This is a genomic window from Pseudoalteromonas luteoviolacea S2607 (genome assembly GCF_001625575.1).
GTDB classification, from domain to species: domain Bacteria; phylum Pseudomonadota; class Gammaproteobacteria; order Enterobacterales; family Alteromonadaceae; genus Pseudoalteromonas; species Pseudoalteromonas luteoviolacea_E.
The window spans coordinates 54,194-80,856 of record NZ_AUXV01000020.1; the positions used below are offsets into that span (position 1 = coordinate 54,194).

29 protein-coding genes are annotated in these 26,663 nt (G+C 41.9%); 14 read left to right on the top strand and 15 right to left on the bottom strand.

Features of this window, described 5'->3' with window-relative positions:
• Positions 1-78 precede the first annotated feature (78 nt).
• From N480_RS12340 to N480_RS12350, 3 genes are all read right to left on the bottom strand, one after another.
• Positions 79-858 carry an ABC transporter permease gene (locus tag N480_RS12340; RefSeq protein WP_063372809.1) on the bottom strand — a complete coding sequence of 260 codons (780 nt, stop codon included), beginning with the start codon at positions 856-858 and terminating at the stop codon, positions 79-81.
• Complete coding sequence (locus tag N480_RS12345; RefSeq protein WP_081231862.1) at positions 855-1,742, bottom strand: ABC transporter ATP-binding protein; 888 nt, start codon at positions 1,740-1,742, stop codon at positions 855-857. The genes N480_RS12340 and N480_RS12345 overlap by 4 nt, the downstream gene beginning before the upstream one ends.
• Before the next feature lie 232 nt (positions 1,743-1,974).
• On the bottom strand, positions 1,975-3,297 hold the full coding sequence (locus N480_RS12350) for an ABC1 kinase family protein (RefSeq protein WP_063372810.1): 1,323 nt from the start codon (positions 3,295-3,297) through the stop codon (positions 1,975-1,977).
• 237 nt (positions 3,298-3,534) lie between these two features.
• Here N480_RS12350 and N480_RS12355 point away from each other — a divergent pair, with 237 nt between their 5' ends.
• The 3 genes from N480_RS12355 to N480_RS12365 all read left to right on the top strand — a co-directional run bounded on the left by N480_RS12355 (position 3,535) and on the right by N480_RS12365 (position 6,112).
• Complete coding sequence (locus N480_RS12355; RefSeq protein ID WP_063372811.1) at positions 3,535-4,254, top strand: substrate-binding periplasmic protein; 720 nt, start codon at positions 3,535-3,537, stop codon at positions 4,252-4,254.
• A 136-nt stretch (positions 4,255-4,390) separates the two neighbouring features.
• Positions 4,391-5,227 carry a pirin family protein gene (locus N480_RS12360; protein ID WP_063372812.1) on the top strand — a complete coding sequence of 279 codons (837 nt, stop codon included), beginning with the start codon at positions 4,391-4,393 and terminating at the stop codon, positions 5,225-5,227.
• Positions 5,228-5,347: 120 nt separating this feature from the next.
• Entirely contained in the window at positions 5,348-6,112 is a 765-nt protein-coding gene (locus N480_RS12365) for an alpha/beta hydrolase (protein ID WP_063372813.1), read from the top strand.
• Positions 6,113-6,272: 160 nt separating this feature from the next.
• Here the strand turns inward: N480_RS12365 and N480_RS12370 are convergent, their stop codons facing one another.
• Together N480_RS12370 and N480_RS12375 are read right to left on the bottom strand one after the other, a co-directional pair.
• Entirely contained in the window at positions 6,273-6,746 is a 474-nt protein-coding gene (locus N480_RS12370; protein ID WP_063372814.1) for an NYN domain-containing protein, read from the bottom strand.
• 59 nt (positions 6,747-6,805) lie between these two features.
• On the bottom strand, positions 6,806-7,693 hold the full coding sequence (locus N480_RS12375; RefSeq protein ID WP_063372815.1) for a LysR family transcriptional regulator: 888 nt from the start codon (positions 7,691-7,693) through the stop codon (positions 6,806-6,808).
• A 112-nt stretch (positions 7,694-7,805) separates the two neighbouring features.
• Between N480_RS12375 and N480_RS12380 the strand changes: the two genes are divergently transcribed.
• Positions 7,806-8,561, top strand: coding sequence for an SDR family oxidoreductase (locus N480_RS12380; protein ID WP_063372816.1), 756 nt, complete (start codon positions 7,806-7,808; stop codon positions 8,559-8,561).
• 55 nt (positions 8,562-8,616) lie between these two features.
• Here N480_RS12380 and N480_RS12385 read toward each other — a convergent pair whose 3' ends face one another.
• Positions 8,617-9,069: a GNAT family N-acetyltransferase gene (locus tag N480_RS12385; protein WP_063372817.1), complete on the bottom strand. Its 453-nt coding sequence runs from the start codon at positions 9,067-9,069 to the stop codon at positions 8,617-8,619.
• Between the two features lie 184 nt (positions 9,070-9,253).
• Between N480_RS12385 and N480_RS12390 the strand changes: the two genes are divergently transcribed.
• Positions 9,254-9,685: a GNAT family N-acetyltransferase gene (locus tag N480_RS12390; RefSeq protein WP_063372818.1), complete on the top strand. Its 432-nt coding sequence runs from the start codon at positions 9,254-9,256 to the stop codon at positions 9,683-9,685.
• 37 nt (positions 9,686-9,722) lie between these two features.
• On the opposite strand, the gene N480_RS12395 is transcribed toward N480_RS12390, so the two are convergent.
• Entirely contained in the window at positions 9,723-10,259 is a 537-nt protein-coding gene (locus tag N480_RS12395) for a dihydrofolate reductase family protein (RefSeq protein WP_063372819.1), read from the bottom strand.
• A 92-nt stretch (positions 10,260-10,351) separates the two neighbouring features.
• Positions 10,352-10,927 (bottom strand): DJ-1/PfpI family protein, encoded by a 576-nt coding sequence (locus tag N480_RS12400; RefSeq protein ID WP_063372820.1) that lies wholly within the window; start codon positions 10,925-10,927, stop codon positions 10,352-10,354.
• 355 nt (positions 10,928-11,282) lie between these two features.
• Between N480_RS12400 and N480_RS12405 the strand changes: the two genes are divergently transcribed.
• Positions 11,283-13,445 (top strand): M3 family metallopeptidase, encoded by a 2,163-nt coding sequence (locus tag N480_RS12405; protein WP_063372892.1) that lies wholly within the window; start codon positions 11,283-11,285, stop codon positions 13,443-13,445.
• A 55-nt stretch (positions 13,446-13,500) separates the two neighbouring features.
• Here the strand turns inward: N480_RS12405 and N480_RS12410 are convergent, their stop codons facing one another.
• Positions 13,501-13,857, bottom strand: coding sequence for a response regulator (locus N480_RS12410; protein WP_419554941.1), 357 nt, complete (start codon positions 13,855-13,857; stop codon positions 13,501-13,503).
• 187 nt (positions 13,858-14,044) lie between these two features.
• Here N480_RS12410 and N480_RS12415 point away from each other — a divergent pair, with 187 nt between their 5' ends.
• Positions 14,045-14,290, top strand: a complete 246-nt coding sequence (locus tag N480_RS12415) for a Rho-binding antiterminator (RefSeq protein ID WP_063372822.1) — start codon at positions 14,045-14,047, stop codon at positions 14,288-14,290.
• 1 nt (position 14,291) lies between these two features.
• Here the strand turns inward: N480_RS12415 and N480_RS12420 are convergent, their stop codons facing one another.
• Together N480_RS12420 and N480_RS12425 are read right to left on the bottom strand one after the other, a co-directional pair.
• Positions 14,292-14,756: a GNAT family N-acetyltransferase gene (locus N480_RS12420; RefSeq protein ID WP_063372823.1), complete on the bottom strand. Its 465-nt coding sequence runs from the start codon at positions 14,754-14,756 to the stop codon at positions 14,292-14,294.
• Positions 14,757-15,039: 283 nt separating this feature from the next.
• On the bottom strand, positions 15,040-15,840 hold the full coding sequence (locus N480_RS12425; RefSeq protein WP_063372824.1) for an MBL fold metallo-hydrolase: 801 nt from the start codon (positions 15,838-15,840) through the stop codon (positions 15,040-15,042).
• Positions 15,841-16,076: 236 nt separating this feature from the next.
• Here N480_RS12425 and N480_RS12430 point away from each other — a divergent pair, with 236 nt between their 5' ends.
• The 4 genes from N480_RS12430 (at position 16,077) to N480_RS12445 (ending at position 22,053) form a co-directional block, all read left to right on the top strand.
• A complete protein-coding gene (locus tag N480_RS12430; RefSeq protein WP_063372825.1) occupies positions 16,077-17,060 on the top strand; it encodes a DUF4097 family beta strand repeat-containing protein in 984 nt (327 codons plus the stop codon).
• A 276-nt stretch (positions 17,061-17,336) separates the two neighbouring features.
• The gene (locus tag N480_RS12435) at positions 17,337-19,508 is read left to right on the top strand and encodes an ATP-binding protein (protein WP_063372826.1); all 2,172 of its coding nucleotides are present in this window, start codon (positions 17,337-17,339) and stop codon (positions 19,506-19,508) included.
• A gap of 295 nt (positions 19,509-19,803) precedes the next feature.
• Complete coding sequence (locus tag N480_RS12440) at positions 19,804-20,538, top strand: glutathione peroxidase (RefSeq protein WP_063372827.1); 735 nt, start codon at positions 19,804-19,806, stop codon at positions 20,536-20,538.
• A 66-nt stretch (positions 20,539-20,604) separates the two neighbouring features.
• Positions 20,605-22,053: a dihydrolipoyl dehydrogenase gene (locus N480_RS12445; protein WP_063372828.1), complete on the top strand. Its 1,449-nt coding sequence runs from the start codon at positions 20,605-20,607 to the stop codon at positions 22,051-22,053.
• Between the two features lie 42 nt (positions 22,054-22,095).
• Here the strand turns inward: N480_RS12445 and N480_RS12450 are convergent, their stop codons facing one another.
• Both N480_RS12450 and N480_RS25355 read right to left on the bottom strand, forming a co-directional pair.
• Entirely contained in the window at positions 22,096-22,851 is a 756-nt protein-coding gene (locus tag N480_RS12450; RefSeq protein ID WP_063372829.1) for a substrate-binding periplasmic protein, read from the bottom strand.
• Positions 22,852-23,016: 165 nt separating this feature from the next.
• The gene (locus N480_RS25355) at positions 23,017-23,181 is read right to left on the bottom strand and encodes a hypothetical protein (protein WP_155732840.1); all 165 of its coding nucleotides are present in this window, start codon (positions 23,179-23,181) and stop codon (positions 23,017-23,019) included.
• 144 nt (positions 23,182-23,325) lie between these two features.
• Here N480_RS25355 and N480_RS12455 point away from each other — a divergent pair, with 144 nt between their 5' ends.
• From N480_RS12455 to N480_RS12465, 3 genes are all read left to right on the top strand, one after another.
• The gene (locus N480_RS12455; protein ID WP_063372830.1) at positions 23,326-23,865 is read left to right on the top strand and encodes an isochorismatase family protein; all 540 of its coding nucleotides are present in this window, start codon (positions 23,326-23,328) and stop codon (positions 23,863-23,865) included.
• Positions 23,866-24,009: 144 nt separating this feature from the next.
• Positions 24,010-24,960 carry a GlxA family transcriptional regulator gene (locus tag N480_RS12460; RefSeq protein WP_063372831.1) on the top strand — a complete coding sequence of 317 codons (951 nt, stop codon included), beginning with the start codon at positions 24,010-24,012 and terminating at the stop codon, positions 24,958-24,960.
• A 128-nt stretch (positions 24,961-25,088) separates the two neighbouring features.
• Entirely contained in the window at positions 25,089-25,406 is a 318-nt protein-coding gene (locus N480_RS12465; protein WP_063372832.1) for a hypothetical protein, read from the top strand.
• Between the two features lie 124 nt (positions 25,407-25,530).
• Here N480_RS12465 and N480_RS12470 read toward each other — a convergent pair whose 3' ends face one another.
• Both N480_RS12470 and N480_RS12475 read right to left on the bottom strand, forming a co-directional pair.
• Positions 25,531-26,094 (bottom strand): DUF3833 family protein, encoded by a 564-nt coding sequence (locus N480_RS12470; RefSeq protein WP_063372833.1) that lies wholly within the window; start codon positions 26,092-26,094, stop codon positions 25,531-25,533.
• Complete coding sequence (locus N480_RS12475; RefSeq protein ID WP_231102262.1) at positions 26,091-26,618, bottom strand: chalcone isomerase family protein; 528 nt, start codon at positions 26,616-26,618, stop codon at positions 26,091-26,093. Before N480_RS12475 ends, N480_RS12470 begins: the two co-directional genes overlap by 4 nt.
• Positions 26,619-26,663 lie beyond the last annotated feature (45 nt).

Below are 26,663 nucleotides of genomic sequence, written 5' to 3' on the forward strand. Positions count from 1 at the left end.
GACAATATTTTGAATATTATGACATAGACTTTTAAATAGACACCTTTGGGATGGAAACATGCTATATGCATATCTTATTCAAGGACGATGCCTTTTTCTCACCGGCATACCTTGACTCTGATACAGAGCCGCGGCAATAACTGCAAAAATGATACTAATGAGTGACAAAGCAATAAGATGGAAGAAAATACTATATCCCTGCCCTAACCCGACAATTGAAAGCCCAAGTTGGGATAAGTGATAACTGGGTAATATCCAAGCAAACTGCTGCAAAAACTCTGGCATTAAAAAAATAGGTACCCAAAGGCCTGACAACATTGCCATGGGTAAAAAAACCAAATTAGTTATTGCCATTGCCCCTTTTGCACTAAATTTAAGCCCGATGGCTAAACCCAAAAAGCAAAATGGAAAAGTACCAGCTAGCCCCAATGCAAGTAACTTTGCCCACGCAAGTAATGATATATGCACTGCACCAGCTAGCCATGCTGTAGAAAAGAGTAACACGGCAATCAATAAGGTAAATATCAGCGCGCTCAGGCATTTCGCAAACAGGTAGTACAATGGTGGCAGAGGCGATATTAACTTAAGCTCTAACCAGCCACTTTCTCTTTCCTGCGCCACATTGGCACCAAAACTAAACAATGCAGGTGCCATCAAACCAAAAACGAGGTAGTTAACTAAAGTGTAAATACTTACCTCATCGTTACCCTGTTGTTTTCCGTGCATCATAAAAACCCCAAAAAACAAATACAACAGCACCGGAAATACAAGTGTAGGCACAGCAAAGCTAGGCGTTCTCAACCCACAAAGCAGATCTAGTTTTGCTTCTATAAATAGCGAATTGAACTCTGTTTTCATGGCAACTTCCCTCTTGTGATATCGATAAAGGCTTGAGTTAAAGACAGTGGAGTTACCGATAAGTCATGCATTGCCACACTGTGTTGTCGCAACAATGAAATCACTTTTGGGGCATCGTCGGTTGCGATATAAATTTTTTGACCTTCTTTGTGAACCATAAAATTAGGTAACAAAGATTTTATTTTTACCTCGGACTTGTCACTGAAGAAGCGCAGCTCACTGCGTTGTAAGTGAGACTTAAGCTGACTAGGCGTACCTTGCGCAACAATCTCTCCGTCTCGCAACACCAACACTTGATCGGTTACTGATTCAACCTCCTGTAAATTATGCGTCGTCAGTATCACAGTGGTCCCACGCTCTTTTAATTGAACCACCTTTTGCCAGAGGCGCTGTCGCATATGTACGTCCATTGCTAATGTCGGCTCATCTAAAAAAACTAACTTTGGTTGGCCGATTAAGGCCAACGACAACAGCAAGCGTTGCTTTTCTCCCCCTGATAATTGACCAAAAAAAGTCGTTTTCTGTTTCTCTAATTCAGCAAATTGTAAAGCCCCTTGCCAACTCATTGGGCTATCGTAATAACTTTGAAATAGGTGAATATATTCAATCACACGAATATTGCTCGGTAATGCTCCAACTTGAAGCATAGCCCCAACACAGCCTTTTACTGCCTGCGAACCTGGTTTATGGCCTAGTATTGATATTTGCCCTGATAGCGGGCTCAACCGACCCAATAATAATTTTATAAGGGTTGTTTTCCCCGCACCATTCTCACCCAGTAACGTGTAAATATTGCTTAGTGCCAGCTGGCATGACAGATCTTTAATGACCTCTTTATCCCCATAAGAGAAGTTAATTTTGTCTAAACTGACTGCCCATTCCATTTAACTCTCACCGCCCTTTTAATAAGTAACCACTGCATTGAAAGATTTAAAGTATGTAACAAGGAAAGTGTGTTATTGAGTGAGTTATGTCACAAAAAGATATGACTATTGTCAGTAAATTCGAGTGCGAGCCAAAGTAGTTTATTGCTGGTGTGCACACAGCTGACAGCATAAACTACCCAAATTGGCGCTAAGACGGAGATTATTGATTGTTTGATCACATTAAAGTGCCTTAAGGCACCTGAGGTTGTTCAAAGCGGCTAAATAGCTCGGCGACATCAACATGCGCTTCAAGTCTTGCCGCTATTAAATACAATCCTGCAAGTTTGCGATGAATGAACAGCGCATCAATCGGGGGAGTATGCCACTCACCTTCTCTTGTGCTCAAAGACATGCCCTTATCTCTGATCCGCATAGCGATGTCACTTGTGGCAAAATCATACGGCTGCTTGGCTCTCAGGGGCTCCGTTGCCATAAGAAATATATCGAGTACTAACTCTTGATATACTGCATCTATCTCTTCATCAAAGTAACCAATTTGCTGCACAGCTTTAACCATTAGTGCACGGTCGTTGTCTAAACCCGCCTTTAACAGCAGCCAATATCCTGAAGCTAATGATTTTTCAATACTGCGAGACGCGCCGAAATCTAACAACACCAATTTATTCTGCTGATCGTCATACAGGTAGTTAGCCAAATTAGGGTCACTTTGAATCGTTTGCAACTCAAACATTTCGATGAAGAATAGTAAAATTAAGTCACTTGCAATACCGCACCTTAATTCAACACTGCTGTTGGCAAAATCCTCGAGAGGTTGACCATCAACAAACTCCATAGCAAGAATATTATCTGTCGAATACTCCGGAATAAACTGGGGCACTTTGAACTGAGGGTGTGTCCTTAGCCCATCAGCAAACTCTATCAGCCTTTGCCCTTCAATTTGGTAGTTTGTCTCGACCAACAACTGCTTTTTAGCTTCAATCATCAGAGGCTCGAGTGCGACCTGTTTAGGCATGAGTCCCGATAACTTGATCAGCATAGCAACATTGTCCACGTCGCTATCGATGCTATTGGCAACACCAGGATATTGAACTTTAAGTGCCAACTTTTGACCAGATTCAGTTGTGGCTTTATGCACTTGCCCAATTGACGCACGCGCAAAGCTGCGTAACTCAATATGACTGAATTTATCCAACCAGTTGTGTCCCCAATTACTTTCTAGCAACTCTATCAATTGTCTATGAGGCATTGGTTGAGCATCTGCGCGAAGCTTTTCCAATAAGCTAGAGAGTTCTTTAGGCAGCAGGTCGCCTGCATCCATTGAGAGCAATTGACCAAGTTTCATCGCAGCCCCCCTCAAGTGGGCTAACTTATCAGCCACTGCATGAATATTCTTTGGTTGCAGAAGTAACCCTTTACGCGTAACGGGCTGGCCTGATAAAACTTGCTTAGCACCACTAAACATAATATTGGACGCAACTTTACCGGCTAATCCGCCTAAATGCGCTAGTCTAGATACTCGTGACGAGGGCACTTTTTTACTTTTTTCTGCCATACATTCCTCAAAGCATACTGATAAAGATAAGAATAGAATTGGTTAAAGGTACTCATTTTTTGTCGCTATGGATCATTCAAAAGTAACTGTGATACACCTCAATACAAAAACCTAAACAGTATACCAAACTCTCTGTTCGCGTCTGCTTCTATGGGCACAAATAAGCAGACGACTTTTCTTAACGATTCAGTACGCTATACTCATACTATTTGAAACACCTATACATCAAAGCCAAGAATGAAGTACCTGTTTGCCGTCTTGTTGTTCCTATTATCGAGACCTCTGTTCGCTGAGACTTACCACTTTGTTTCAATTAACTATCTTATTGAGCAGGAAATAGGCCGTATTGTACTGCCAGAAATATACAAGCGCTTGGACATTGATATCACCATTACTCCGTTACCGGGCAAAAGAGCACAGTTTGAAGCCAAAACAGGGCTTAAACATGGTGAGATTATGAGAATTTTTAGCTATGGCGCCGAGACGCCCAGCACTGTACGCGTGCCCACACCTTACTACTATTTAGAAACAATGGCGTTTATTCGCAAAGACAGCAAAATAAAAATTGAGTCTGTAGAAGATCTGAAGAAATACCACATCGTTAAAGTGCGCGGGGTGAAGCACACAAATAACATCACCAAAGGCATGAAGTTTGTCGAGGACATGGACACAACGAAGCAAATCCTAAGACTTGTTTCTGCCGGCTTGGCGGACGTAGCACTCACCAATCGAGTTGATGGCTTAGTACACTTAGATGAGCTCGGTATAACTAACGTAGTACCCATCCCGAAAAACTTGGCTGTGCTTGAGTTATTTCATTACATTCACCACTCACAAAAGCACTTAGTACCAATTGTGAATCAAAAGATTATTGAAATGCAACATTCGGGAGAGCTTGCCAAGTTGATTTCTCAGGCTGAACAGCAAGTTATCAAAAACACCCAGTACTTTCCTTAATCAGCTTCTTCAAGCAGTCTACCCCACGCTGTAGAACATTCTCTTAGTTAGAATGAAATCATCGTTTTTTGTCAATTTTATCCAGTACCAAATAATTTTAAAGTAGCCTTAATCGAACATATTACTAGAGGTAACTATGAAAATTTTGAACGTTACTAAAGCACAACTGACGCAAGATGGTGCAGGCGTAAACATAAAACGAATTGCTGGCTTTGATGGTAAAAGTATTGACCCATTTTTGATGATTGACGAGCTAAAGTCAGATAATCCTGAGGACTTCATAGCTGGTTTTCCAGCACACCCACACCGCGGTATCGAAACCTTCACTTATATCATAAAGGGCGGTTTCGAACATCAGGACCAGATGGGTAATAAAAAAGCGATTAGGGCTGGGCAAGTGCAATGGATGAGCACTGGCCGTGGTGTCATTCATTCTGAAATGCCACTTGCGGATGCTAAAAAAGGCATGCATGGGTTTCAGATTTGGCTCAATATGCCCGCGAAAGATAAAATGAATGCGCCTAAGTATCAAGATTCAAGCGAGCGAGTGCTTCCAAGTATCACCAATCGTTCAGGTGCAAAAATAACAGCGCTTGCAGGTCAATGGCAATTAGAGGATCAGCAGGTGTCGTCAGGGCTCAATGATCTCGCAGGTGATGGTGCAATATGTGATATAACGATGCCAGCTTCAAGCTCACTACAACTCGATTTATCTCATTTTGGTAAAGTGATGGCGTATATTCACACTGGTGCGCTCAAAGATAAGAATTTCACAGCGGGTTACATGGTAACAATTGACCCTCAGCACCCAATTGAGTTGCATGGAGGCGACGTCGAATCTGGTTTGCTTATACTCGCAGGTCAACCTATTAAAGAAAAAATAGCCCATATGGGGCCATTTGTAATGAATACTCAGGACGAGTTGGCCCAAGCTGTGCGAGATTACCATGCGGGTAAATTTGGTCACATATAGAGCCATTTACTTTTGTTAGACTGTAAAGGCCATTTACAGTCTAAATTTTTATACTTATCATTAATTTACTCGACTGAAAGCAAGCTATATACTGCGCACAAATAATAAAAAGGACCTTTAATGAAAACAATCCTAGTCGCTTTATGTGTCAGTGTGACAGCATCAGCTTATGCTTCAACGACACAAATTGAGTCACTTTACGACCAGCATCGAAACAGGTCTGTACCCGTTCAATTGGTGCAACCTCAAGATCCAACTCGCTGTACCGCACAGCAACCTTGCCCAGTGGCATTTGTCAGTGCTGGTTACGGCGTATCACATCAAGAATACCATTTCCTTAGTAAACAACTATCAGCCAACGGGTATCTATCTGTTGCTATCAGACATGAGTTAAAATCAGATCCCCCCTTATCGGTATCTGGAGATCTATACCAGACCCGCCTAGAGAACTGGCAAAGAGGTGCGACTACACTTAAGTTTATTCGCTCACGACTTATGAAAACGATGACACATTTTGATTTTGACCAAATTCTACTCGTTGGTCATTCAAATGGCGGAGATCTGTCGGCGCTTCTCATCAATCAAGGCCCTGATTTTATCAGTGGCCTTGTCACACTAGATCACAGAAGAGTGCCTCTCCCGCGTGATAAGCAAGTATCTGTTTTATCAATACGTGCCAGTGATTTTCCGGCAGATAAAGGAGTTCTGCACACAGACCAAGAGCAAACACGCTATGGCAGCTGCATTATCGAAATACCGAATGCCAAACACAACGACATGACGGACAGTGGCCCCAAATGGCTTAAAGAAAAAATAGCAAAACTGTTCAGAGGACACTTACAAAAAAATAGCTGTCAACAGCTCAAGGCTACTCTCAATATATAACGAGCGCAATTTCAAAACACACCGCATCGGGATTTGATATCCAGCACTTAGGTCAATGATAAAGCGAGTGAGCGCATAATTAAGGTACTCACTAATTTTTCATTCGTTTCGTATTGAACAATGTTTGAGTGCAATTGAAAAAGTCTCCGCTAGATACCAATTACAGTAATAACTCGCCCTGTATCGGGTTATAGCGGGTTGCCGCATCAATTAGGCTTTTCGCAGTTAACGCCTCAACCCCATACACTTCAACTTGAGTGTCAAACTTCTCTTTGACTGTGCTGGCCAGAATATCAAAATCCCCATCGCCAGAGACCAAAATTATGATGTCGGACTCTTTAGCGCACTCTAAAACATCAATTGTAATGCCTACATCCCAGTCGCCTTTCGCGGTTCCATCTGAACGCTGAATAAACGGCTTAAGCTTAACGTCAAACCCTATGGCCCTGAGAATATTTTGAAACTGGCGCTGCTTTTCATCGCCTCTGTTTATGGCATAGGCATAGGCGTTTACCACTGTTCGGTTTTTCGTCGCTAATACCCAAAATTGATTGTAATCGAAGTTTCTTTTAAAGGCGCTTCGAGTTGTGTAGTAGACGTTTTGTACATCTACAAAAATACTGACTTTTTCCATATGACCTCTCTGATCACACTATGTAATCTTTAACATCCCAAAGCTAATTGTTATCTTGTTTAGCCAAGACCCTGTTTTTGGCATGTAATACGTAATTTATCAATAAAAACTCTGACCTTTGCAGGCATGAATGCTCGACTGGGGTACAGTACATGTAACGGGAATGCTTTCAAAGGTTGGTCTTTAAATAACTGCACAGCTTCGCCTTGATCAAGCGCTTCTTTGAATGCCCACACAGGACCCAAATGTATACCTTGACCTTGTAATACCAAATCCTTTAAAGCACTGACACTATTCACAATAAAGCGCCCTTGGACCTTAATTGACTTAGCGCCTATATCTATTGGCTTCTGTGTCTGAGCGCTCGAATAGAAAACAAAATCATGTTCGCTCAAGGCTTCTACGTTCTTAGGTACACCTTTTCGCATTAAGTACGTATTTGACGCCACTAATACTCTTTGTACTTCTCCCAGCTTTTGACAGATTAAACTTGAGCTAGTTAACTCCCCCACCCTGACAGCAACATCTATGCCCTGCCCTATCAAATCTTCATAGTGACTGGACAAAATTAAGTCTACGCTCAATGCTGGATAAAGTTTGCTCATTTGAGCGAGTACAGGTAACACAAACTGTATCGCAAAATCATGAGGGGCAGCCACTCGCAACATGCCACAGGGCATATCATTATTCTGCAAAATATGCGACTCCAGTGCCTGCATTTCATCCAATAGCTTTCTTAAGCCTTGGTAATACTGTTCACCCGCCTCAGTAGGTGAGGAACGTTTGGTAGAGCGAGCCAGTAGTTTTACGCTTAATCTTTGTTCCAATGCTGCTATTTTCCTACTCACCAACGAAGGATCAAGAGCCAACTGCTCAGCTGCGGCTTTAAAACTGCCCGCTTCTACAACGCGTAAAAATAGCTGCTCATTACTGAATTCGGTAGCCATAGCGTCTTATTGCACTTTTTGCATTTAATAAATTTAAAATTACTCCATACCCAAAGATATTGCAATAAGTCTATAGTTAAAGGCGTTCAAAGATTATGCAAAGGAGAAATTTATGAAAATGCCTTTATCGGGTAAAGTTGCTTTGGTAACAGGTGCAGCGCGTAACATGGGCCAAGCATTCGCATGTAACCTTGCTGAGCAGGGGTGCGATATCATTGTTCATTACCACAGTGAAGCCTCTTTAACTGATGCTGAAAAAACAGCACACATGGTGAAAGATTTAGGTAGAAAGGCGTTGGTCGTACAAGGAGATATTAGTAGTGCATCCGCTGCTGAAAACCTCTTTATACAGGGCATAGAAGCTTTTGGAAAAGTGGACATAGTCGTTAACAATGCTGGGGCGGTGCTAAAGAAAGCGTTTGTTGATTATACAGAGCAGGAGTTTGATGCCTTATTTAACATAAACTGCAAAGGTGCATTTTTTATCATGCAAAATGCAGCAAAAAGACTAGAGGACAATGGCAGGGTAATTAATATTGGTACTTCTTTGCTTGGTGCATTTACAGGCAACTATGCTTTGTATGCGGGCTCAAAAGCTCCACTGGAGCAATTTACTCGAGCACTAGCCAAAGAGGTTGGTGCAAGAGGGATCACGGTCAATACAATATGTCCAGGTCCTATTGATACCGCATTTTTCCATGCGCAAGAAGATCCGCAGTCAGTACAGTATTTAAGTGCGGCCAGTGTCTCAAATAGGCTTGGTAAAGTAGAAGACATCGTGCCAATGGTAAGTTTTCTGGCATCTGAACAAGCGCAATGGACAACTGGACAAACGCTATTTGTCAATGGCGGTTTCGTAACAAGATAAAAACTCAAATCAATGCGTACAGGCTAGGCAGTCTAGCCTGTACGCAAACCTAAACTTACAAAATAAGGTAGAGCTTTAACCTGTCTCTATGCAGTATGCCTTGTTCATATAATGGCATACTGTAATACCTCGCAAAATAATCTACCTCAACACGCTCGACTCGAAATCCCAATCGCTGATAATAAGTTAACTGATAACCAAAAGTACCCGTGCCAAGCTCTACTCTTTGAAATTTCAAATCTCTCAACTGAGCTAACACAAAAGACAATAATTGCGTACCAATGCCTCGCCTTTGCATAGACGGACAAACAGAGATATTACAAATTTCACAACTCGAGCTGGAAAGGGGCTTTACAATACAAGCCGCAGCAATCTTATTATTTTTCTTTGCCACAAATTGTAATGAATCATCAATATATGACGCAATTTGCACTTCGCACGGGTCTGCTTCAAGTAGCAGATCAAGTGGTATTTTTTCTTGAGTTCGTTCACAAATGATATCTTGCATGATCCCTCCATTTAGATTTTGTAAGTAACGCTTGCTCAACAAAAGGCTGTGGTCAACATGATAAAATTTCTATAATAAGCCCGCGTAAAATTTTATTTGCATACAAAAAGGTTATTTGTCATTTTTAAGCCTTAACGTATAAATGTATTCTTTTTTTAGCTCTATCATCAAGGAAAGGTTGAGTATGAAAATAACGCTAAAGGCCGCCAAAGAAGAAGACAAGCCCTACTTGTTGACTCTGCGTAAACAAACAATGACAGAACACCTCGAACGCCAAGGCATATTCTTGAGCCATGAAGCGCACCTAAATCGTTTGGAAGACCATTATAAGTGTTCACACTTGATATTTATCGACGACGTCAAAGTCGGCACATTAAAATACCTCTCGACGCAAGAATCACTCGAGATTATGCAATTGCAAGTTGCGCCTCAATATCAAAACAAAGGGCTGGGACGGGCCGTTGTCCAATATATTGTCGCTGAACATGCAAATCTACCAACTTACTTAACAGTATTGAAAGAAAACCCCGCACTTTACCTTTATCAAAAATTAGGCTTTGTCATTACTTCTGAAGACGAGTACGAGTATCACATGCTATTGCCAGCTGAGTCTTGATAGGGTCGATATCCTTTGTAAAGCCCCTTTACAGTTCTCAAAGGTGTATTTTGTAATGTGATTGAACTAGCTGGTTAAGCAGAACTTGCGAAGAAACCAATTCTATCTTGTGGGTGATTTTAGTGTCGGGTAGCCACCTAATGCCACTTCCAAGAATCACGGGGACAGTGGTTACTATTAGTTCATCGACCAAGGCTGCACGAATAAAGTTTTGTACTAATTTACCGCCATCTATATACAGACGATGATGCCCTAATTTACTCAGCTGACCAATCAGCTCGTGTTCTCCAGCCCTTATTAAATAAGCTTTTCCCTGAACTTGGGGCGGTAATTTTGCCAAACTATGACTGACTACATATACAGGTTTATCATAGGGCCACTGACCAAAGCCAATAACTTGCTCGAATGTGTTTCGCCCCATAACTAGCGCGTCTATATCAGCCATAAATTCGGCAAACCCCAAATCGCTATGCTGAGGGTTATCTATCTCAGATAACCAGTCAATACCACCATCTTGATCTGCGATATAGCCATCTAAACTTTGGGCTAAATATACTGTGTTTTTTGTTCTCATATTCCTTTTCACTCAACGAAGCTCGTACACAGCATATCGGCCGCTCTATTGATTTAATTAGAAAAAAGTTTAATACGATTAACCATCAACAATTAAATTTCACTCCAGCGATAGTCCATCTGGTGCGCGGTTTTCTTCGCAACTTCGAACCCAAATCGTTTTTTAACCATATCCAAGCTCATATCAATCCCTGATGCGACACCTGCAGAGCTAGTAAAATTTTGATCTGTGACAAAACGTTTGTCATTGATGACATGAAGATGGCGATGCTGCTCACTTAACTCATCGATACGTTGCCAGTGCGTAGTAACCGTTTTACCTTCGATCAACCCAGCTTTAGCAAACAAAAATACACCGCTGCATATTGACGCACAATGTCGTGTATGTGTGGCAGTTTCAGCAAGCCAATCAAGTACGGCCTGATTATTAATCACGCGATCTAATTTACCACCAGCAACAATCAATAAATCAAAACGGGGGTGGCCATGTATACAAAAATGGGGGTTTATCGAGACATCGCCTCGTGTCCTAATTGGCGCCTGACTTGGTGCAATTAGACTGACATTAATCGGCCTGTTGGCGATACGAGAAGCGGTTGTAAATACCTCTAGCGGACCACAAAAATCCAAGGCTTCTACACCGTTATAAATAAAGATACCAATTTCCATGATGTCATCACGGGATCAGAGTATGTGTTAGTTAAAGTGGCTCAATTTTAACCAACAATCAAGGGAAACTTTTATGAAAAAGTCGAGACTCCAAAAAGCCCACTAAAAAATTTTAGATTTCACTAAAATTTCGATGAATTATTCATAATAAGCGACCAATGAATAGTAAATTAGTCTTGTTACAATTAGCAAAACTTTTCCCACGTATCTGTTTGGCTCTGATGCGCGATTACAGTAGTATGTCCCAAATATCGCAAGCCTGAAGACCCATCAACATAGGTTACAGGCACCATTTTTGGTCAACATTGCAATTTTATTACTCACAATTAAGAAATCAGAGCATACTGAGAACACTATGAAATTAAAAATGTCATTTTTAAGTGCGGCGGTCTGTTTAGCACTTGCAGGGTGCGGAACCACTTCCAGCTCACCTGAATCAGTTACGGTAGAAAAAGTTCAAAAACAATACACTAACCCGCTTTTAAACGAATTCACAGGCCCGTACCAAGGTGTACCTCAATTTGGCCAAATGAAGTTAGAAGACTTAGTGCCAGCAGCTGAAACGGCTTTAAAAGAGCATCTTGGCGAGCTTGACGCCATTGTTAATACCCCAGAAGCCCCAACATTTGAAAATACCATTGTGGCGCTCGAACGCTCTGGAAGTGCAACCGAAAGACTATATGCATACTTTGTAACCTATATCACAAACTTATCCTCAGCAGAAGTACGTGAAAAACAAGCTGAAGTTATGGCTAAGTTTTCTGAGTTTGAGTCAAAAAGAAACCAAAATAAAGCGCTATTTAAACGCGTTAAAGCGGTATATGAAAGTCCAGAATATAAAACGCTATCACCAGAACAACAGCGTGTAACTTGGACACAGTACAATAGCTTTGCGCGAAATGGGGCTACGTTAGAAGGAAAAGCTGCTGCCCGCTATGCAGAAATTAACCTTGCATTGTCAGATCTGTATACCAAGTTTGGTAATAACGTTCTTGCAGACGAAGAGGGCTATACGACTTTCCTAACTAAAGATCAGCTTTCAGGCCTGCCTCAAGCATTTATTGACTCAGCAGCAAGTGCAGCTGAGAAAAAAGGTCAACCAGGCAAATACGCAATTACAAACACACGCTCGTCTATGGATCCGTTTTTAACCTATTCAACGGAGCGAGCGTTGCGTAAGCAAGTGTGGCAAAACTACTACAGCCGAGGCAACAATGCTGGCGAACATAACAACAAAGCCGTCATTTCGGAAATTTTGAAATTGCGTCGTGAACGCGTAGAGCTACTTGGTTACGAAGACTATGCTCATTGGCGTCTTGAAGATCGCATGGCCAAAACACCGGCAAACGCTATTGCTTTAATGGACAAGGTTTGGCCAGCAGCGATTGCACGCGTAAAAGAAGAAGTCGCTGACATGCAAGCAATTGCAAACAAAGAAGGGGCAAACATCACAATAGAGCCGTGGGATTACCGCTTCTATGCTGAAAAAGTTCGTAAAGCAAAATACGACTTAGATTCAAATGAAATCAAGCAATACTTACAGCTAGACAAACTGACTGATGCCATGTTCTATGTCGCAGATCGCCTGTTTAACTATGAATTCTCACCAATCACAGATGGATCGGTTCCTGTTTACCATGAAGATGTAAAAGTGTGGGAAGTCAAAGACAAAACGACTGGTCAACATATCGGCCTGTGGTACCTTGACCCATTTGCACGTAAAGGCAAACGCTCTGGTGCATGGGCTGTTTCTTTTAGAAGTCACACATCTTTTGATGGTAAAACAAATGTTTTGAGCACCAACAACTCAAACTTTGTAAAAGCACCTGAAGGGCAGGCAACACTGGTATCTTGGAGTGATGCAGAAACCTACTTCCACGAATTTGGTCACTCACTTCACGCGCTATCTTCTAATGTTAAATATCCAAGCTCTAACTCTGGTGTACGTGACTATACCGAGTTCCAATCACAGCTATTAGAGCGTTGGTTGTCAACAGATGAAGTCATTAACCGCTTCTTGTTGCACCATGAAACTGGCAAACCAATGCCAAAAGCATTGGTGAAGAAAATAAAGCAATCAGCTACTTTTAACCAAGGCTTTGCTACAACTGAGTATCTCGCTTCTGCCATCATGGATATGAAGTTCCATACGACAGATCCTGACAAAATTGGGGACCCAGTTGCATTTGAAAAAGCACAGTTAGAAGCCATCGGTATGCCTAGTGAAGTGGTAATGCGCCATCGAACAACGCAATTTGGTCACGTCTTCTCTGGTGAAGGTTATGCTACAGCCTATTATGGTTACCTGTGGGCTGAGGTACTGACGTCAGATGCTGCAGAAGCGTTTGCCAATGCACCTGGTGGTTTCTACGATAAAGAGGTGGCTAAGCGCCTTGTGGATTATCTATTTGCAGTAAGAAACGCGATGGACCCAGCTGAAGCGTATCGTAAATTCCGTGGCCGTGATGCCGACGTTAGCGCATTAATGCGCGACCGTGGCTTCCCAGAAACCATGTAATTTTGACATTTAAAAGGCATGTTCTAGTAGAGCATGCCTTTTAAGCTCATTGTATTTAAGTACACTGTTGGCCGTTTGCATCTATAATTTTAATGCGCTGTAACTGCTTTACTAACGTTGCCATATTAAAAGGCTTGATAACAAAGCCATCCACCTTATGTAATAAAATTTCTTGGACACGCTCTTTGGTGTTTTCACAAGTCACCATCAGTACTGGCACCCCAGCAAGCTGTGGGGTAGAACGCATTTTATCCAATAACGTCAGGCCATCGACAAATGGCATGTTTAAGTCCGAAATGACCAAGTTATATTTGCGCTTTCCTAGAAGGGTTAGGGCTTGTTTACCATCAGTCGCTTCATCTATTTGACTAAACCCTAAGTTGCGCAACATATTAATCATCACATGACGCATCGTTGTTATATCATCGACCACCAGAATTCGCATTGCCTGTCCTTAATCACTGCGTAAATCGAACTATACCTTTCAAAACTAGCTAAATATTGGTTTGTTGTCTATCCAAAAGCAAGGTACATTGGTCGCATAAGTATCGTGATTCTTCAATTGACTCAGTGAGAAAAAAGATGACGGGGAGGCTGAGATGAAATGTGAACATACCGACTACCTTGAATTAGCTTGCATCAAAGGTTTTGAATTGCGTGTCACAACCCGAGAGGGTAAGGCTTTTACGGGGCATGCAAAAGACATTATATATGATAAACAGAAGTGCCAATGTTTAATCTTAGTCCATAACTCTGAGTCGCTTTGCATACCGCTAGAGGCAATCATAGAGCTTGAGGCACTTACCTCAAACACCTACTTTACAACATTACGCGTGAATGGCTGAATTAATCGGCCTGCAAAGATAACGACATAAAAACACTCAAAGGGTTGTCTCGGTATAAACCAAATCGTTCGCAGCGATCAAACCCCAAGGATTCATAAAGTTTAATAGACTCTTCCTGCTTAATACCCGTTTCTAGGCGAATTAACGGGATCTGCGCGTCACCGGCGTAGTGCAGTAATATTTGCATAATGCGCTTAGACAACCCTTTTCCTCGATAGTTGGGCTTTACATACAAACGTTTAATTTCGCCGTATAACTTCTTGTCAAACTGCTTTACGATAGCACCACAGGCGACTATTTCTTCTTCGTTCATCAGTCCAACAGCACGCACATTTGGTTGGTTCAACTCTTCGAGTGCCAAAGACTGGTCACTGGCAATGGGGTAAAGTGTGTTCATTAAGCGATCGATTTCAGAAAATAAATCTATCACATTAGGATCATCAGGCTTTAGCTCGACTAGCTGCATAGGGTCCCTTTTACATTGTTATTTGATAGCCAAGATGACACATCGCTTACCGCCTTCATTACTGGCTAATCATTGCAATCGCATTACGTTTACGTGAGACCAGCAATGGGCGGTTAGGTTCAATGCAGATAAGCGCCAAGGCGCTTCTTCAAGAAGTCTGGGTCATCTGAATGGGGGCAAGTATAACGGAAAATATTTAAAATGTTATTAAAATGCGATTTCTTACAGTTAATGGGTACAAAAACACCCAAAAGTTGATTAAGTGCTCAACCTAAACCTATTGTTATCGCTGCTGATTTTCACCAAGTGAAACCATAGTGAAGGGGGTTACAAACTTTAATCCTGCACGCTTAAAGGCGCTCTGCTCTTGCTCGCTATGGTAGTGATAAACCCATATTTTTTCTAAAATGCTTGCTGGATACTCTCGCAACAAATCGTCTATGCCACTGTGGCTTGGGTTACCATTGACGGAACAATCATGGAAAATTGTTTCTGCGCCGGTTGCTGTATGCGTGAGTAACTCAGGAATAGGGCGCGTATCACCACTATAAAAAACAACCCCAGGAAGGTGCAGAGCATAGGCCGAATTTGGAGCATGATGACGCACAGGATACACCCATAACTTAACACCTTGATGCCAAAATGATTCTGAAATAGGGTGCAAAATAAATGTATTCCAAACATCCGCTTTGCTCTCAGATAACTGCGTATACCTTAACATGGCACATAACTGCTGAACCAATAACACGGGCACATATAATCGCACTTTTTTTCCCGACAATGCAGCTTTAAAAAATAACTGTTCTAGGCCGCCAATATGGTCATAGTGCAGATGTGTTATAAACACATGGCTAGGTAATTGGTTAGAAAAAGCACGTTTGTAACTGGTGATTGTGTCGTGACCACAATCAATAAGTAACCATGGCTCGGATTTTTTACACAGCACACAAGCTGAGTTACCTAGACTCTCTGAGCTCGCGTCGCCAACGCCCAAAAATAGTGCTGATGACGGTGCTATTGGGGGCTTAACTTTATCTTTCCAGCACTCATCTTTAGATTGAGTTACCGTGAGATCTCCCAACATGTAGGTGTCTCCTGCCAATGTCCTCAGGGTGAAACTACTATAATGAATTGACAATGGTGTGACACATTTTGACGATTTTGTTTGCAAAACACTTATAATTTGGTGAATAAGACCAATTAAGCTCATTGTCGAAATACTAAAAACCCCACATTATCAATAGCTTATTGATTTTTTTCACTTGGCATTGCAATTGCTGACTACATAGCCATAAAAACTCAAATAACCAAAGGGAAGAAATGACCATGTTGAAAACTTTGTCTCCATTGCTATGCACACTATTACTTGGTGGCTGTATTGTCCATGTTGATTCTAATGCTCAAGAGCCACACATGGAGCTGACTCGATCGCTGACATTACCTGTTGAAAACTTGAACCAATTAAACATTGACAATGGTGCAGGTGACATCGTTGTAACAGGGGCACCAAACATCGATGAAATCGAGGTTACAGCCAATATAATCACCTTTGAAGACAGAAGTTACACATTCACGCTAGAACGTTCGGGTAACCAAGCAAACCTCGTCGCAAAGCATAACCCCCACATCGGTGTACTTTGGTACGCAAATAAAAGTCCACGCATTGATATTGAAGTGCGGTTACCTGCACGGCTTTTGGTGGAAGTTGAGGATAGTTCTGGTGCAATGGCCATTGCCAATGTAAAGGGGGTTGTAATTGATGACAGCTCAGGTCATATCACGCTCAACGACATACAAGGTAACGCAGAGATTAAAGATGACTCAGGTGGCATCGAGATAGATGGTGTAGCAGGGCATCTGCGTATTGACGACAATTCAGGTGATATCAATTTAAGTGCTGTTACCGGTAATATCGACATTGAAGATGGTTCTGGCGATATCAATATCACCAGTGGTGCAAAAGTCACGATTGATGATGACTCTGGCGACATCATGATTAAACAGATAGCTGGTGAAATTGAGCTACAAGATGGCTCTGGAGAGATACGCATAGATGGCGCTTTGGCGCTAAACGTGCGAGATGATTCGGGGGATATAGACGTTAAAAACATTCGCAATGATGTAGCGATCGATGATGGCTCAGGTAGTATCTGGCTCAGCCGAGTCCAAGGTCAAGTTCAAATAGAGGATGGCTCTGGAGACATTAACGTCAGTGATACGAAACAACTAGAGATCAAAAGTGATAGCTCAGGTGAAGTAAATATTTCTAACGTCGCCAAAGTAAAAAATGTGAATTTGAACTAGTACAGCGAATTTACAAGCATCATGTGTGCTACTGAACCATTTATTGAGTAGCGCACACTCAATACTGTGCAATTAAGAGGGCACTATACAAAATTGAATGATAAATTCTGATGTAATGAATAATACATAATAACTAGATATTAGCGCTTATAATTTAAGTGTATTGATGCTGAGAAAAATGCATATTAAGTCCCTGTCGTTAATAATATTTACCGATATCACCACCTACGTAGTTACCATAGTATTGTCATATTATGCAAAAACTATGGAAATGACGTGTTCAAACGATTTGTCGCCGCAAGTATATTAACGATAACAGCCTCAGCAGTGACTGTTGCTGCACCCGACACGTTTACACAATATAAAGCGTTATCTGAAGCTAAAGGGCAAAAAGACAGAATTGCTTTACTAAAAACAGCTACAGAGCTTTTACACAGTAAGACACTAAGCCCAGAACAACTTACTTATGTATTGCATAGAAGTGCATTGCACCTAGTCAGAGAAAGTCAGTTTGAACAAGCTCAGCAGCGATTGGATCAACTCAAAAGACACTTGCAAGACTTTCCCAACACCAATTTACAGGGCAAATACCACTGGGTTTCAGGAGATTTAGCCTTATTGCTTGGTAATAATCAGTCCGCGGAAATTCACTTTCGCCAAGCTGTTGCGCGATTTAAAGAAAGCCAAGATGTGCGAATGTTGAGCCATGCGCACCGCTTGCTAGCCAACGTACTCTCAGAACAACGAGACTACTTTCAGGCCGTATCACATGTTTTTCAAGCAAAAGACGCGGCATTAAAAATTGAGCACGTCCAACTATTTTATGCAGCGCTCAGTACAGAAGCACGTATCTACCGCGACTTTAAACAGTTTGACAAGGCACTCGATGCGCTTAATCAAAAGTTGCAGTTTCAAAAGCAGCAACCACAAACCAGCTTAGCGCACGTATCCTCAACCTATTTCAGCCTTGCGGATATATACCAGCATCTTGGAGATCATGATGCAGCATTAGACGCGCTACAAAAGTCCTATGAATTAGACGCACAGTTAAATGATAAAAATTACATGGGCGTATCTCAGCTACGCATAGCTCAACAGCATCTGCACTTGAGTAACATACCCGCGGCAAATCTGGCAGCCAAAAAGGCGTTAAATTTATTCAAAGAAGTGAACAACACTCACAATATTGGGCAAGCACTAGCAACGAAAGGGCAAATTAAGTTAGCTAATGAAGAGTTTGCAGAGGCTGTAAACTTAATTCGAACAGGTTTAGCCAAACTCCATGGCTCCAATAATAAACAACTTCATAATCGATATCAGTCATTTTTAGGGCAAGCTTTATCACATATACATCCACAACAAGCGATTACATTGCTTACTCCTTTAGTCGATTTGGTCGATGAGCAAATCAAAATTCGTACTCTGACCAGCTTATCATACGCACACAAACAGCAAGGTGAGTTGGCACTGGCACTCAGTTATCAAGAGCAAGCTTTTAATTATAAGCAAAAACTCTCTGAAAAAGATATTACAGCAAGGCTTGAGGCCAAAAAGCTCAATAGCGAACTCGGATTAAAAAGTTTAGAAGTCAACGCCTTGCAAGCAGGGCTTGCCGAGCAACAAGAGGACACAAAAACACGCACAGTGTTGCTTGCTTCGGCCATTATCGTGCTGACTAACTTTTTGCTATTGTTCTATCTCTACCATTTAAAAAGACGCCGAGTCATGGAAAAAGAGGCAGAACTTCTAAACCAAAGCTTAAACCTCAAACAACAGCTTTTGGCTGACGTGTCTCATGAGCTTCGAACACCGCTTACCGTGCTTAAACTGAATATTGAAGCGCTGGAGTATAATTTAACCGAAGACCCAAAAGCGACCTATCAAGTATTACAACGTAGACTCGATATGCTAAATACCCTGATTGCAGATATCTATGAACTGGCACAAGCAGATACCAATAATTTGCGATTAGAGTTTGAAACCCTACAAGCCAGAGCGCTGTTTGACGAATTACTGATCGCCATTGGTCCAATCATTGAATCTCCCGACTTACAAATCGATTACCACAACCAATTGTCAGACTCACTTCAAGTTGAGTGTGATATCAGTAGGTTAAATCAGGTGTTTAATAACCTTGCAAGAAATAGCATCCACTACACAGATAAACCCGGCCAAATCAAAATCAGCGTCTTCCAGCAACAGCACACCATTGTTTGTACCTTTGAAGACAGCTCGCCAGGTGTCAACTCTGACGCACTTGGAAAGCTATTTGACCGTCTGTATCGATGCGATAAATCGCGCAGTAGAGATTTGGGGGGGTCAGGTCTTGGTTTATCTATTTGTGAAAAAATAATCGAGCTGCATCACGGTGCCATAGAAGCAAAACACAGCGATCTGGGAGGTGTTTTAATCCGCTTCACTTTGCCAATTCAGCATACCCGTCCATAACGTGTAGCGCCGATTAAAAGCGCTACATATGATCTTGATTGAGCAGCAGGCCCTTAGGGGGATTAATCTCTTTTATCGCTCATAGTTTTGCCTGTAAATAGACCTCAAGTCACGTCACAAGAAAACGACCAGCCCCTAATCAATTTGTCATTTAGCGTCTATATTTTGAATAAGTTCGGTCTGTACAATCACAAACCAATCGCTTTTTTTGATTGATTTGATTTATTCAATCAAATATACAAAACAACAACTCAACGACATAATAGCTCCATCAACTTTCGAGGAGAATAGAAAAATGCTAAACAATATTGAAGGTAAAACTGTACCATCTGTGACGTTCCCAATCCGCGTAGGCGAGGAGTTTCAACATATTACTTCTGATGAGCTATTTAAAGGTAAGACTGTAATCGTTTTCTCTTTACCAGGAGCTTTCACGCCAACATGTTCGTCGACACATTTGCCTAGATACAATGAACTTGCTCATGTATTTAAGCAAAACGACGTAGACGACATTGTATGTATGTCAGTAAACGACACCTTTGTAATGAATGCATGGGCACAAGACCAAGAAGCTGAAAATGTCACACTGATTCCGGATGGCAATGGCGAGTTTACCGACGGTATGGGCATGTTAGTAGACAAAAGCGACCTTGGTTTTGGCAAGCGTAGCTGGCGTTACTCTATGCTAGTAAAAGATGGCGTCATTGAAAAAATGTTCATTGAACCAGATTTACCAGGCGACCCATTTGAAGTATCAGATGCGGATACCATGCTGGCATACATCAATCCAGAGCAGAAAAAACCAGAACCAGTTTCTATTATCACTAAGCCCGGCTGCCCTTACTGTGCGAAAGCGAAAGCGTTACTAAGTGAGCAAGGTCTAGTGTATGAAGAGTTAGTGTTGGGTCAACAGGCTAGTTTAACGAGTCTAAAAGCGCTGTCAGGTCGTGAGACCGTGCCACAAGTATTCATTGGTGGCAAACATATTGGTGGCTCGGATGATTTAACAACTTACTTTGAAAATAATTAATCACCAGTACTGTAAAGGGGTTTGACAGCCCCTGTATAACTCTTTTCAAATTAAAGTGAGGTAATAATGAAACAGCTTGAAACAGATGTCGTTGTAATTGGTGCTGGAACAGCTGGCTTAAGCGCATATCGAAATGCCAAACAGTATACGCCCAATGTTTTAATGATTGAGTCAGGGAAATACGGCACAACCTGCGCACGTGTTGGATGTATGCCAAGTAAACTGTTAATAGCTGCTGCTGAAGCTGCACACAGTGTCGAGCATGCACCTCAATTTGGTGTATTGACAGAAAAACCGCAAATAGACGGAAAAGCAGTGATGGCAAGAGTACTCAGTGAGCGAGACCGCTTTGTCGGCTTTGTTGTCGAAGCTGTGGAAGAGTTACCTCAAGAAGACCGCATCATCGGTCATGCCAAATTTTTGGATGATAACCGAATACAAATTGACGACCACACGGTGATCACGGCAAAACGATTTGTTGTCGCAACAGGCTCAAGACCAAATATTCCACCTCCATTTTTGGCATTTGGAGACAAACTCATTATTAACGATGATGTGTTTGATTGGCAGGATCTCCCTGAGTCCGTAGCAGTATTTGGCCCAGGTGTCATTGGACTTGAACTTGGCCAAGCACTCCACCGTTTAGGGGTGAATGTAAAGCTATTCGGTGTAGGCGGTAATATTGGCCCGTTGACAGATCCTGTAATTAGAGATTACGCAAATACAGTATTTGCTGAAGAGTTTTATGTTGATACAGATGCCAAAGTATCGGATATGCAAGTTGTTGATGGTAAAGCGCAACTCAGCTATATCGACAAACAGGGAAATTCACAAACAGAGCAATTTGACTATGTACTAGCTGCGACCGGTAGAGTTCCGAATGTAGATAACCTCGGTTTAGAGAATACCTCGGTTGAATTACAAGATCACGGTGTACCAATTGCAGACCCACATACCATGCAGTGTGGTGAGAGCCATATTTTCATTGCAGGCGATGCCAGCGATCAGATACCGCTGCTACATGAAGCCGCAGATCAAGGCACCATCGCAGGAGCCAATGCAGGGCGATTCCCTGATATTAGAAATGGCCTAAGACGTACACCGATTGCCGCTGTGTTTAGTGATCCACAAATTGGTATGGTTGGCGACAACTATGCACAGCTAACGGCAAACTATGGTGAATGTGGGTGCTATGAAATCGGTGAAGTCAGCTTTGAAAACCAAGGCCGAAGCCGAGTTATGTTAAAAAATAAAGGGCATATGCGAGTTTATGCAGAGCAGGGGACTGGTCTATTTTTAGGTGCTGAGTTTATTGGACCAGCAGCTGAGCATATCGCACACCTGTTAGCATGGGCGGTGCAAAACAAAATGACCGTGCCACAAATGCTCGATATGCCTTTTTATCACCCAGTAATAGAAGAAGGCGTGAGAACAGCACTGAGAAATGTGAACGCCAAACTCAAATTTGGACCTGATATTATTCAGCATTGTTTAGAGTGCGGCCCAGGTGCATAAAAAGTCTAAAGAAACATATAAAAGTCGGGGTGAGTAGTACACTCATTCCGACTTTGAATAGAAATGTTCTGGGTTAAAAATTTCTGGCTGGCGCTGCCTAATCGATTTCAACGCTTCATTCATTTGCTCAACTAAGCGTTTTCTTACTCCTTGGTTACAGGCAAAGCCCAAATACGAAGACCTTAATGGCAAAACGATACGGTAGTGAGATGGATCTATGCCTGCGCGCTTAAACTGATACCTTGCAATGACATCCCCATAGGCAATCAGATCAATCCGTTTTAGTTTCAGCATTTGTACCAACTCAAAGCCTGATGCTAAAAATACAAGGCTTTCTCTGCTCACCCCGGCTTGGCGTAACAGTTGATGACCGATATCATTTTTGACAACTCCTACCTTAAGATCACCCAAACTTTTTAAATCAGACAACTGATACTTGGTTTCTTTGTGACCAATAATCGCAACATGATTATCCATTGCAGGCCCAACAAACTGAAACAGCTTGGCACGCTCTTCTGTGTAAGTCATTGAGAATATACATGCATTATGGTTTGAAAGGGTCATATGATAGGCCCTAGGCCAAGGCAATAGCATGACCTCATTTTCATCAAAACTCCAATTGAGATCTCGGTATATCGTCTTTAATGCATTAATCGCGATACCTTCCACATTGCCATTTACATGATAATTGAACGGTGGATAGTCTTCTGTAAACCATATCAGTTTGGGATCTTTGGCCTTTGCTGCCTGAACGCTAAAAAGCATTATTCCCAATAAGAGGAGCTTGATAATCTGCATGCTTTTTCACCCTAATGTCACTTAAAGTGTAGATGCAAAAACAAAGTTTAAAAGCCGAGACAGCAACAAACTGACTATTTTCTGAGATACCTCATATCGAAGCGGTTTCAATTAAAGTTTAAAATTGGATTAGTTCGGCTTTTTCCTATCGTTCGTGACTGTGCGCTACGATGTGCTGTTTTTGGTATAGGATTGTCGGCAATCACTGTCGACGAGTTTTCTTATCTCTGGCGATGATTCGATACCCAACTCAGTATTCAGAGCAACCATTTTACCTTCTATGCTGTTATCACCGCACAATTCAGTATCGACCTTTATTTTTAGCCACATCTTCGTCTTGTTTATAAACACACGTATAAAAAAGCGCGCTTGTCAGCATGTCTTAATTTGTCCTCTCATTGTCAGGATCTTGTATCTACGCGTTTTCAATCAGCATTTATAGTGTTTAACACCAACCCAAAAGAGGAATCCAACATGACAAAAGCATTAATCATTATAGACACGCAAGACTCGTTTTTTGAAACCGAATACTGGCAAGACAATGGCTTTGACGCATTTAAAACGAACCTATTAAGCCTCGTTGATAAATTTAAAGCAAATAACCAACCGATAGTGAAAATCCTTCACAGCAGAGAGGATGCAGATGACAGTCCATTCAACCCAAAAACAGGGCTCGTCAAACCAATGGCTTTTTTGCCACAAGAATTTACAAAAACCTTCTACAAATCAGTGCATAACGCGTTTACAGATACAGGCCTTGCAACTTGGCTCAAACGCAGTGGGATTGATACGATTGTTATAACTGGCATCCGTACTGAACAGTGTTGCGAAACAACTGCGCGCGTAGCGTTTGATTTAGGTTTTAAAGTGGAGTTTGTAACAGATGCCACACTCACTTTCGACATGCTCTGTCCAGTTACAGGTACACTGTATTGTGCTAAAGAGATTCAAGCGAGAACAAACTTAGTTCTTGCCAAACGCTTTGCTTCAATTCATGCTCATTCCGATTATTAAAATACTTACCACACAGCATTATAAATTAGCCGACTCAGACTCTCATTACAGGTGAGCAAGTCGGCTGGCCGGTATTAAAGAGCGCCACGCCAATACATTTTTCCGTCGCTGGCGTGAAAGCGATACAACAACCTGGGGGAACAAGTGACAATTTATTTTGTTTTATTATCTGATACTCTGCCACTGGACTTCGCGGGGCCCCTCCAAGTATTTTTGGAGGCAAGGCGCTTGGGCGTGCCTCTTGAAATTAGGTATGTCAGTGCATCTCAACAGTTTACGCTCGATGGTGGTCTACAGCTGAAAAACCTCGATCCACTTCCCGAGCACTTACAATCCGAGGACGTTATTGTCCTACCAGGTTGTAATAAAGCCTTCGCAGCCTACGCCACTGACGACGCAATTGAAACAATATTCTGGTTAAAACAAAAGGTAACTCGCCATACTATATTGACGATATGTTCGGGCGCATTACTGGCAGCAAAAGCGGGTCTGCTGGGCAACAAATCTTACACAACACATTACGGACTTATCGATAAAATGCGTGCTGCTTTTCCAGAGTGCCAAGCATTAGAAAATCGTATTTTTGTCGAAGATGATAACCTTATTAGTAGCGCAGGGATTAGCTCTGGTATAGATATGACGCTGTACTATATAACTACGCGATACGGCGAACATGTTGGCGCGCAAGTTGCGCGAGAAATGCTGGTATATTTTCGCCGTACAGGCCAAGATCCGCAACTCAGTAGTTGGTTACAGTTTCGCAATCATATGCACCGCGGTATCCACAAAATTCAGGATGAAATTTGCAATAATGTTGAGAAAAATTACTCCCTCGACCAGCTCGCGAACATAGCATGCCTTTCTCAACGGCAACTTAGTCGATTATTTACAGTGCATTTGGGTATAACACCTCGCGCATATTTAGAACACATAAAAGTCGGTCACGCTAAGCAGCTGTTGCAATGCAGCAACCAAAGCATAGAATGGGTTGCACAAAACTGTGGCTATTCAAGCAGTAGACAATTTAGGCGTGTATTTGCCAAGGTTACACATATTAGCCCGCAACAATTCAGACAACAGCAACATCATTTGTGATAATGCATATTGGCGTTATCTCAAATCAATGTAAGGATAATCCTTTACGTTAAAGTAAACGTTTCTCGGTGTTTTAAATTTCGATGAAAATAGCTAGACTCAAATAAACTATGATGTGAGGAGAGTTTATGAGCGATTTACAGGTTTGTATCCAGCTGCGTCTTGAGCCTGGGTGCATGGGGCCGCAAGGCAAAGATCATATTGAGGCCTTTTGCCAAAAAGAAAATACCGCGCCTTGGCAAAATCATTTTGCCATTGTCAGTGTTGTACCTAGATATGATAAAACGTTGCCTGAGTGGGAATATCGACTGAAAAATAAGCTACTAAAAGCAGAACAAGCGAATCGCGTTGTCGAAATGCACAATACGTCAAAAGCTGATTTGGAAGAAGAGATAGAAACGCATATAGCGCATGAAATAGACCGCTATATGGAAGGAAAATTATGATATTGGCTCTTGCATAACAAAAGCGCACGCAGTTGAGTTTTGATTCAAAAATGAATTTACAATTGGCATCACAGAGTAAGGCGCTTCAAGGTACGAATACGCCTTTCGGCACTTACATATATATCTATGGGTGTAAAGCCCCTGTACAGCCGAGCGGTAGCTCTTGATTTTGCATAAAGATTGTCACTTCAGCGACCACCAGACCGAATTTTTTAATATATGAACGATTCATCAACGTACATTTATCAAAAGCCCACATCCAATCATCAAATACCACTCTGTAAGTTGTGTCATCGACAGGTAAGTCCATTTCGTACTGCCATCTCAAAGCATTACCAAATACGTCTCCGACGGCTTGTGTCGCTATATCATCGGAGTCACCTGTAAAGCCTTGCCCCTGTTTTGATATGCGCCACACTCTGTGCTTCACGCCGTCACCGTATCCGTATGAAAATGTTTCGTCTAGTACCAGCGTGTTGTTTTTATTGACCTCACCTTTTATGTCTACTTTAAACCTCTGTACAAGTTGCCCACTTCGATTTTGTACTATACCCCATGCGTAAACCTGCCCATTGAAGAAAGTAAACACATCTATGTCAGGCGTCATCGCTTTGTACTCATCGCTTTGCACTGATGATTGGCAGGCACAGAGAAGCACTAAGGTACAAATCAGCAAGAGTTGCTTCATGATTTACCTCCCAGTAATTTAAGTCTCATTTTTGGCTCAGAAGTTTTGTCACCAAGCCAAATATCGAAAAACCATTTCGTGAATAGCGGGTCTTCAATCTCACCCAATAACTTTTCAGCATTGTAAAACTGTGTAGTACCGCTGGGCGTTCTCAGCCCGTAAAGCGAGTAGTTATTTTCAACATCAGGAAAAATATTTTTCATGCGTTCAAGCCAAACCCTGCCCATTTGCTCGTCTTTAAAACCCTGCTTTTCCATTTCTTCTAAAGAACGCTCTGCAATGTCCTCCCCACTGAGATCCCGTAAATAAGTTAGCTGTAACACGAAAGGAGCGGATGGTTCATATTGGCCTGTTACCGTGTAAAGGCTGATGTCATATACATCCCAGAACAGATAGGTCATTCGCGCGGTCTGTCCGACTTGCGTCATACCTTTTTTAACTCCAACGGGATCAAAAGCGGCGCTATGCGCGATGCTACTAAACAGCACTATTATCGCTGCCATACTTAATTTAACTTGGGTCATTTTAAGTCCGTGTATAATACTTTTTTATATATACGCAGACGGTAT

Excerpts from the sequence above, each read along its gene's own strand:
- N480_RS12390 (WP_063372818.1), top strand. The coding sequence starts at position 9,254 with ATGAAAATAACGCTAAAGGCCGCCAAAGAAGAAGACAAGCCCTACTTG.
- N480_RS12355 (WP_063372811.1), top strand. The coding sequence starts at position 3,535 with ATGAAGTACCTGTTTGCCGTCTTGTTGTTCCTATTATCGAGACCTCTG.
- N480_RS12465 (WP_063372832.1), top strand. The coding sequence starts at position 25,089 with ATGAGCGATTTACAGGTTTGTATCCAGCTGCGTCTTGAGCCTGGGTGC.
- N480_RS12420 (WP_063372823.1), bottom strand. The coding sequence starts at position 14,756 with ATGCAGCTAGTCGAGCTAAAGCCTGATGATCCTAATGTGATAGATTTA.
- N480_RS12475 (WP_231102262.1), bottom strand. The coding sequence starts at position 26,618 with ATGACCCAAGTTAAATTAAGTATGGCAGCGATAATAGTGCTGTTTAGT.
- N480_RS12470 (WP_063372833.1), bottom strand. The coding sequence starts at position 26,094 with ATGAAGCAACTCTTGCTGATTTGTACCTTAGTGCTTCTCTGTGCCTGC.
- N480_RS12430 (WP_063372825.1), top strand. The coding sequence starts at position 16,077 with ATGACCATGTTGAAAACTTTGTCTCCATTGCTATGCACACTATTACTT.
- N480_RS12350 (WP_063372810.1), bottom strand. The coding sequence starts at position 3,297 with ATGGCAGAAAAAAGTAAAAAAGTGCCCTCGTCACGAGTATCTAGACTA.
- N480_RS12400 (WP_063372820.1), bottom strand. The coding sequence starts at position 10,927 with ATGGAAATTGGTATCTTTATTTATAACGGTGTAGAAGCCTTGGATTTT.
- N480_RS12415 (WP_063372822.1), top strand. The coding sequence starts at position 14,045 with ATGAAATGTGAACATACCGACTACCTTGAATTAGCTTGCATCAAAGGT.
- N480_RS12440 (WP_063372827.1), top strand. The coding sequence starts at position 19,804 with ATGCTAAACAATATTGAAGGTAAAACTGTACCATCTGTGACGTTCCCA.
- N480_RS12375 (WP_063372815.1), bottom strand. The coding sequence starts at position 7,693 with ATGGCTACCGAATTCAGTAATGAGCAGCTATTTTTACGCGTTGTAGAA.
- N480_RS12360 (WP_063372812.1), top strand. The coding sequence starts at position 4,391 with ATGAAAATTTTGAACGTTACTAAAGCACAACTGACGCAAGATGGTGCA.
- N480_RS12370 (WP_063372814.1), bottom strand. The coding sequence starts at position 6,746 with ATGGAAAAAGTCAGTATTTTTGTAGATGTACAAAACGTCTACTACACA.
- N480_RS12365 (WP_063372813.1), top strand. The coding sequence starts at position 5,348 with ATGAAAACAATCCTAGTCGCTTTATGTGTCAGTGTGACAGCATCAGCT.
- N480_RS12385 (WP_063372817.1), bottom strand. The coding sequence starts at position 9,069 with ATGCAAGATATCATTTGTGAACGAACTCAAGAAAAAATACCACTTGAT.
- N480_RS12455 (WP_063372830.1), top strand. The coding sequence starts at position 23,326 with ATGACAAAAGCATTAATCATTATAGACACGCAAGACTCGTTTTTTGAA.
- N480_RS12405 (WP_063372892.1), top strand. The coding sequence starts at position 11,283 with ATGAAATTAAAAATGTCATTTTTAAGTGCGGCGGTCTGTTTAGCACTT.
- N480_RS12450 (WP_063372829.1), bottom strand. The coding sequence starts at position 22,851 with ATGCAGATTATCAAGCTCCTCTTATTGGGAATAATGCTTTTTAGCGTT.
- N480_RS12340 (WP_063372809.1), bottom strand. The coding sequence starts at position 858 with ATGAAAACAGAGTTCAATTCGCTATTTATAGAAGCAAAACTAGATCTG.
- N480_RS12395 (WP_063372819.1), bottom strand. The coding sequence starts at position 10,259 with ATGAGAACAAAAAACACAGTATATTTAGCCCAAAGTTTAGATGGCTAT.
- N480_RS12380 (WP_063372816.1), top strand. The coding sequence starts at position 7,806 with ATGAAAATGCCTTTATCGGGTAAAGTTGCTTTGGTAACAGGTGCAGCG.
- N480_RS12345 (WP_081231862.1), bottom strand. The coding sequence starts at position 1,742 with ATGGAATGGGCAGTCAGTTTAGACAAAATTAACTTCTCTTATGGGGAT.
- N480_RS12425 (WP_063372824.1), bottom strand. The coding sequence starts at position 15,840 with ATGTTGGGAGATCTCACGGTAACTCAATCTAAAGATGAGTGCTGGAAA.
- N480_RS12410 (WP_419554941.1), bottom strand. The coding sequence starts at position 13,857 with ATGCGTCATGTGATGATTAATATGTTGCGCAACTTAGGGTTTAGTCAA.
- N480_RS12445 (WP_063372828.1), top strand. The coding sequence starts at position 20,605 with ATGAAACAGCTTGAAACAGATGTCGTTGTAATTGGTGCTGGAACAGCT.
- N480_RS25355 (WP_155732840.1), bottom strand. The coding sequence starts at position 23,181 with ATGTGGCTAAAAATAAAGGTCGATACTGAATTGTGCGGTGATAACAGC.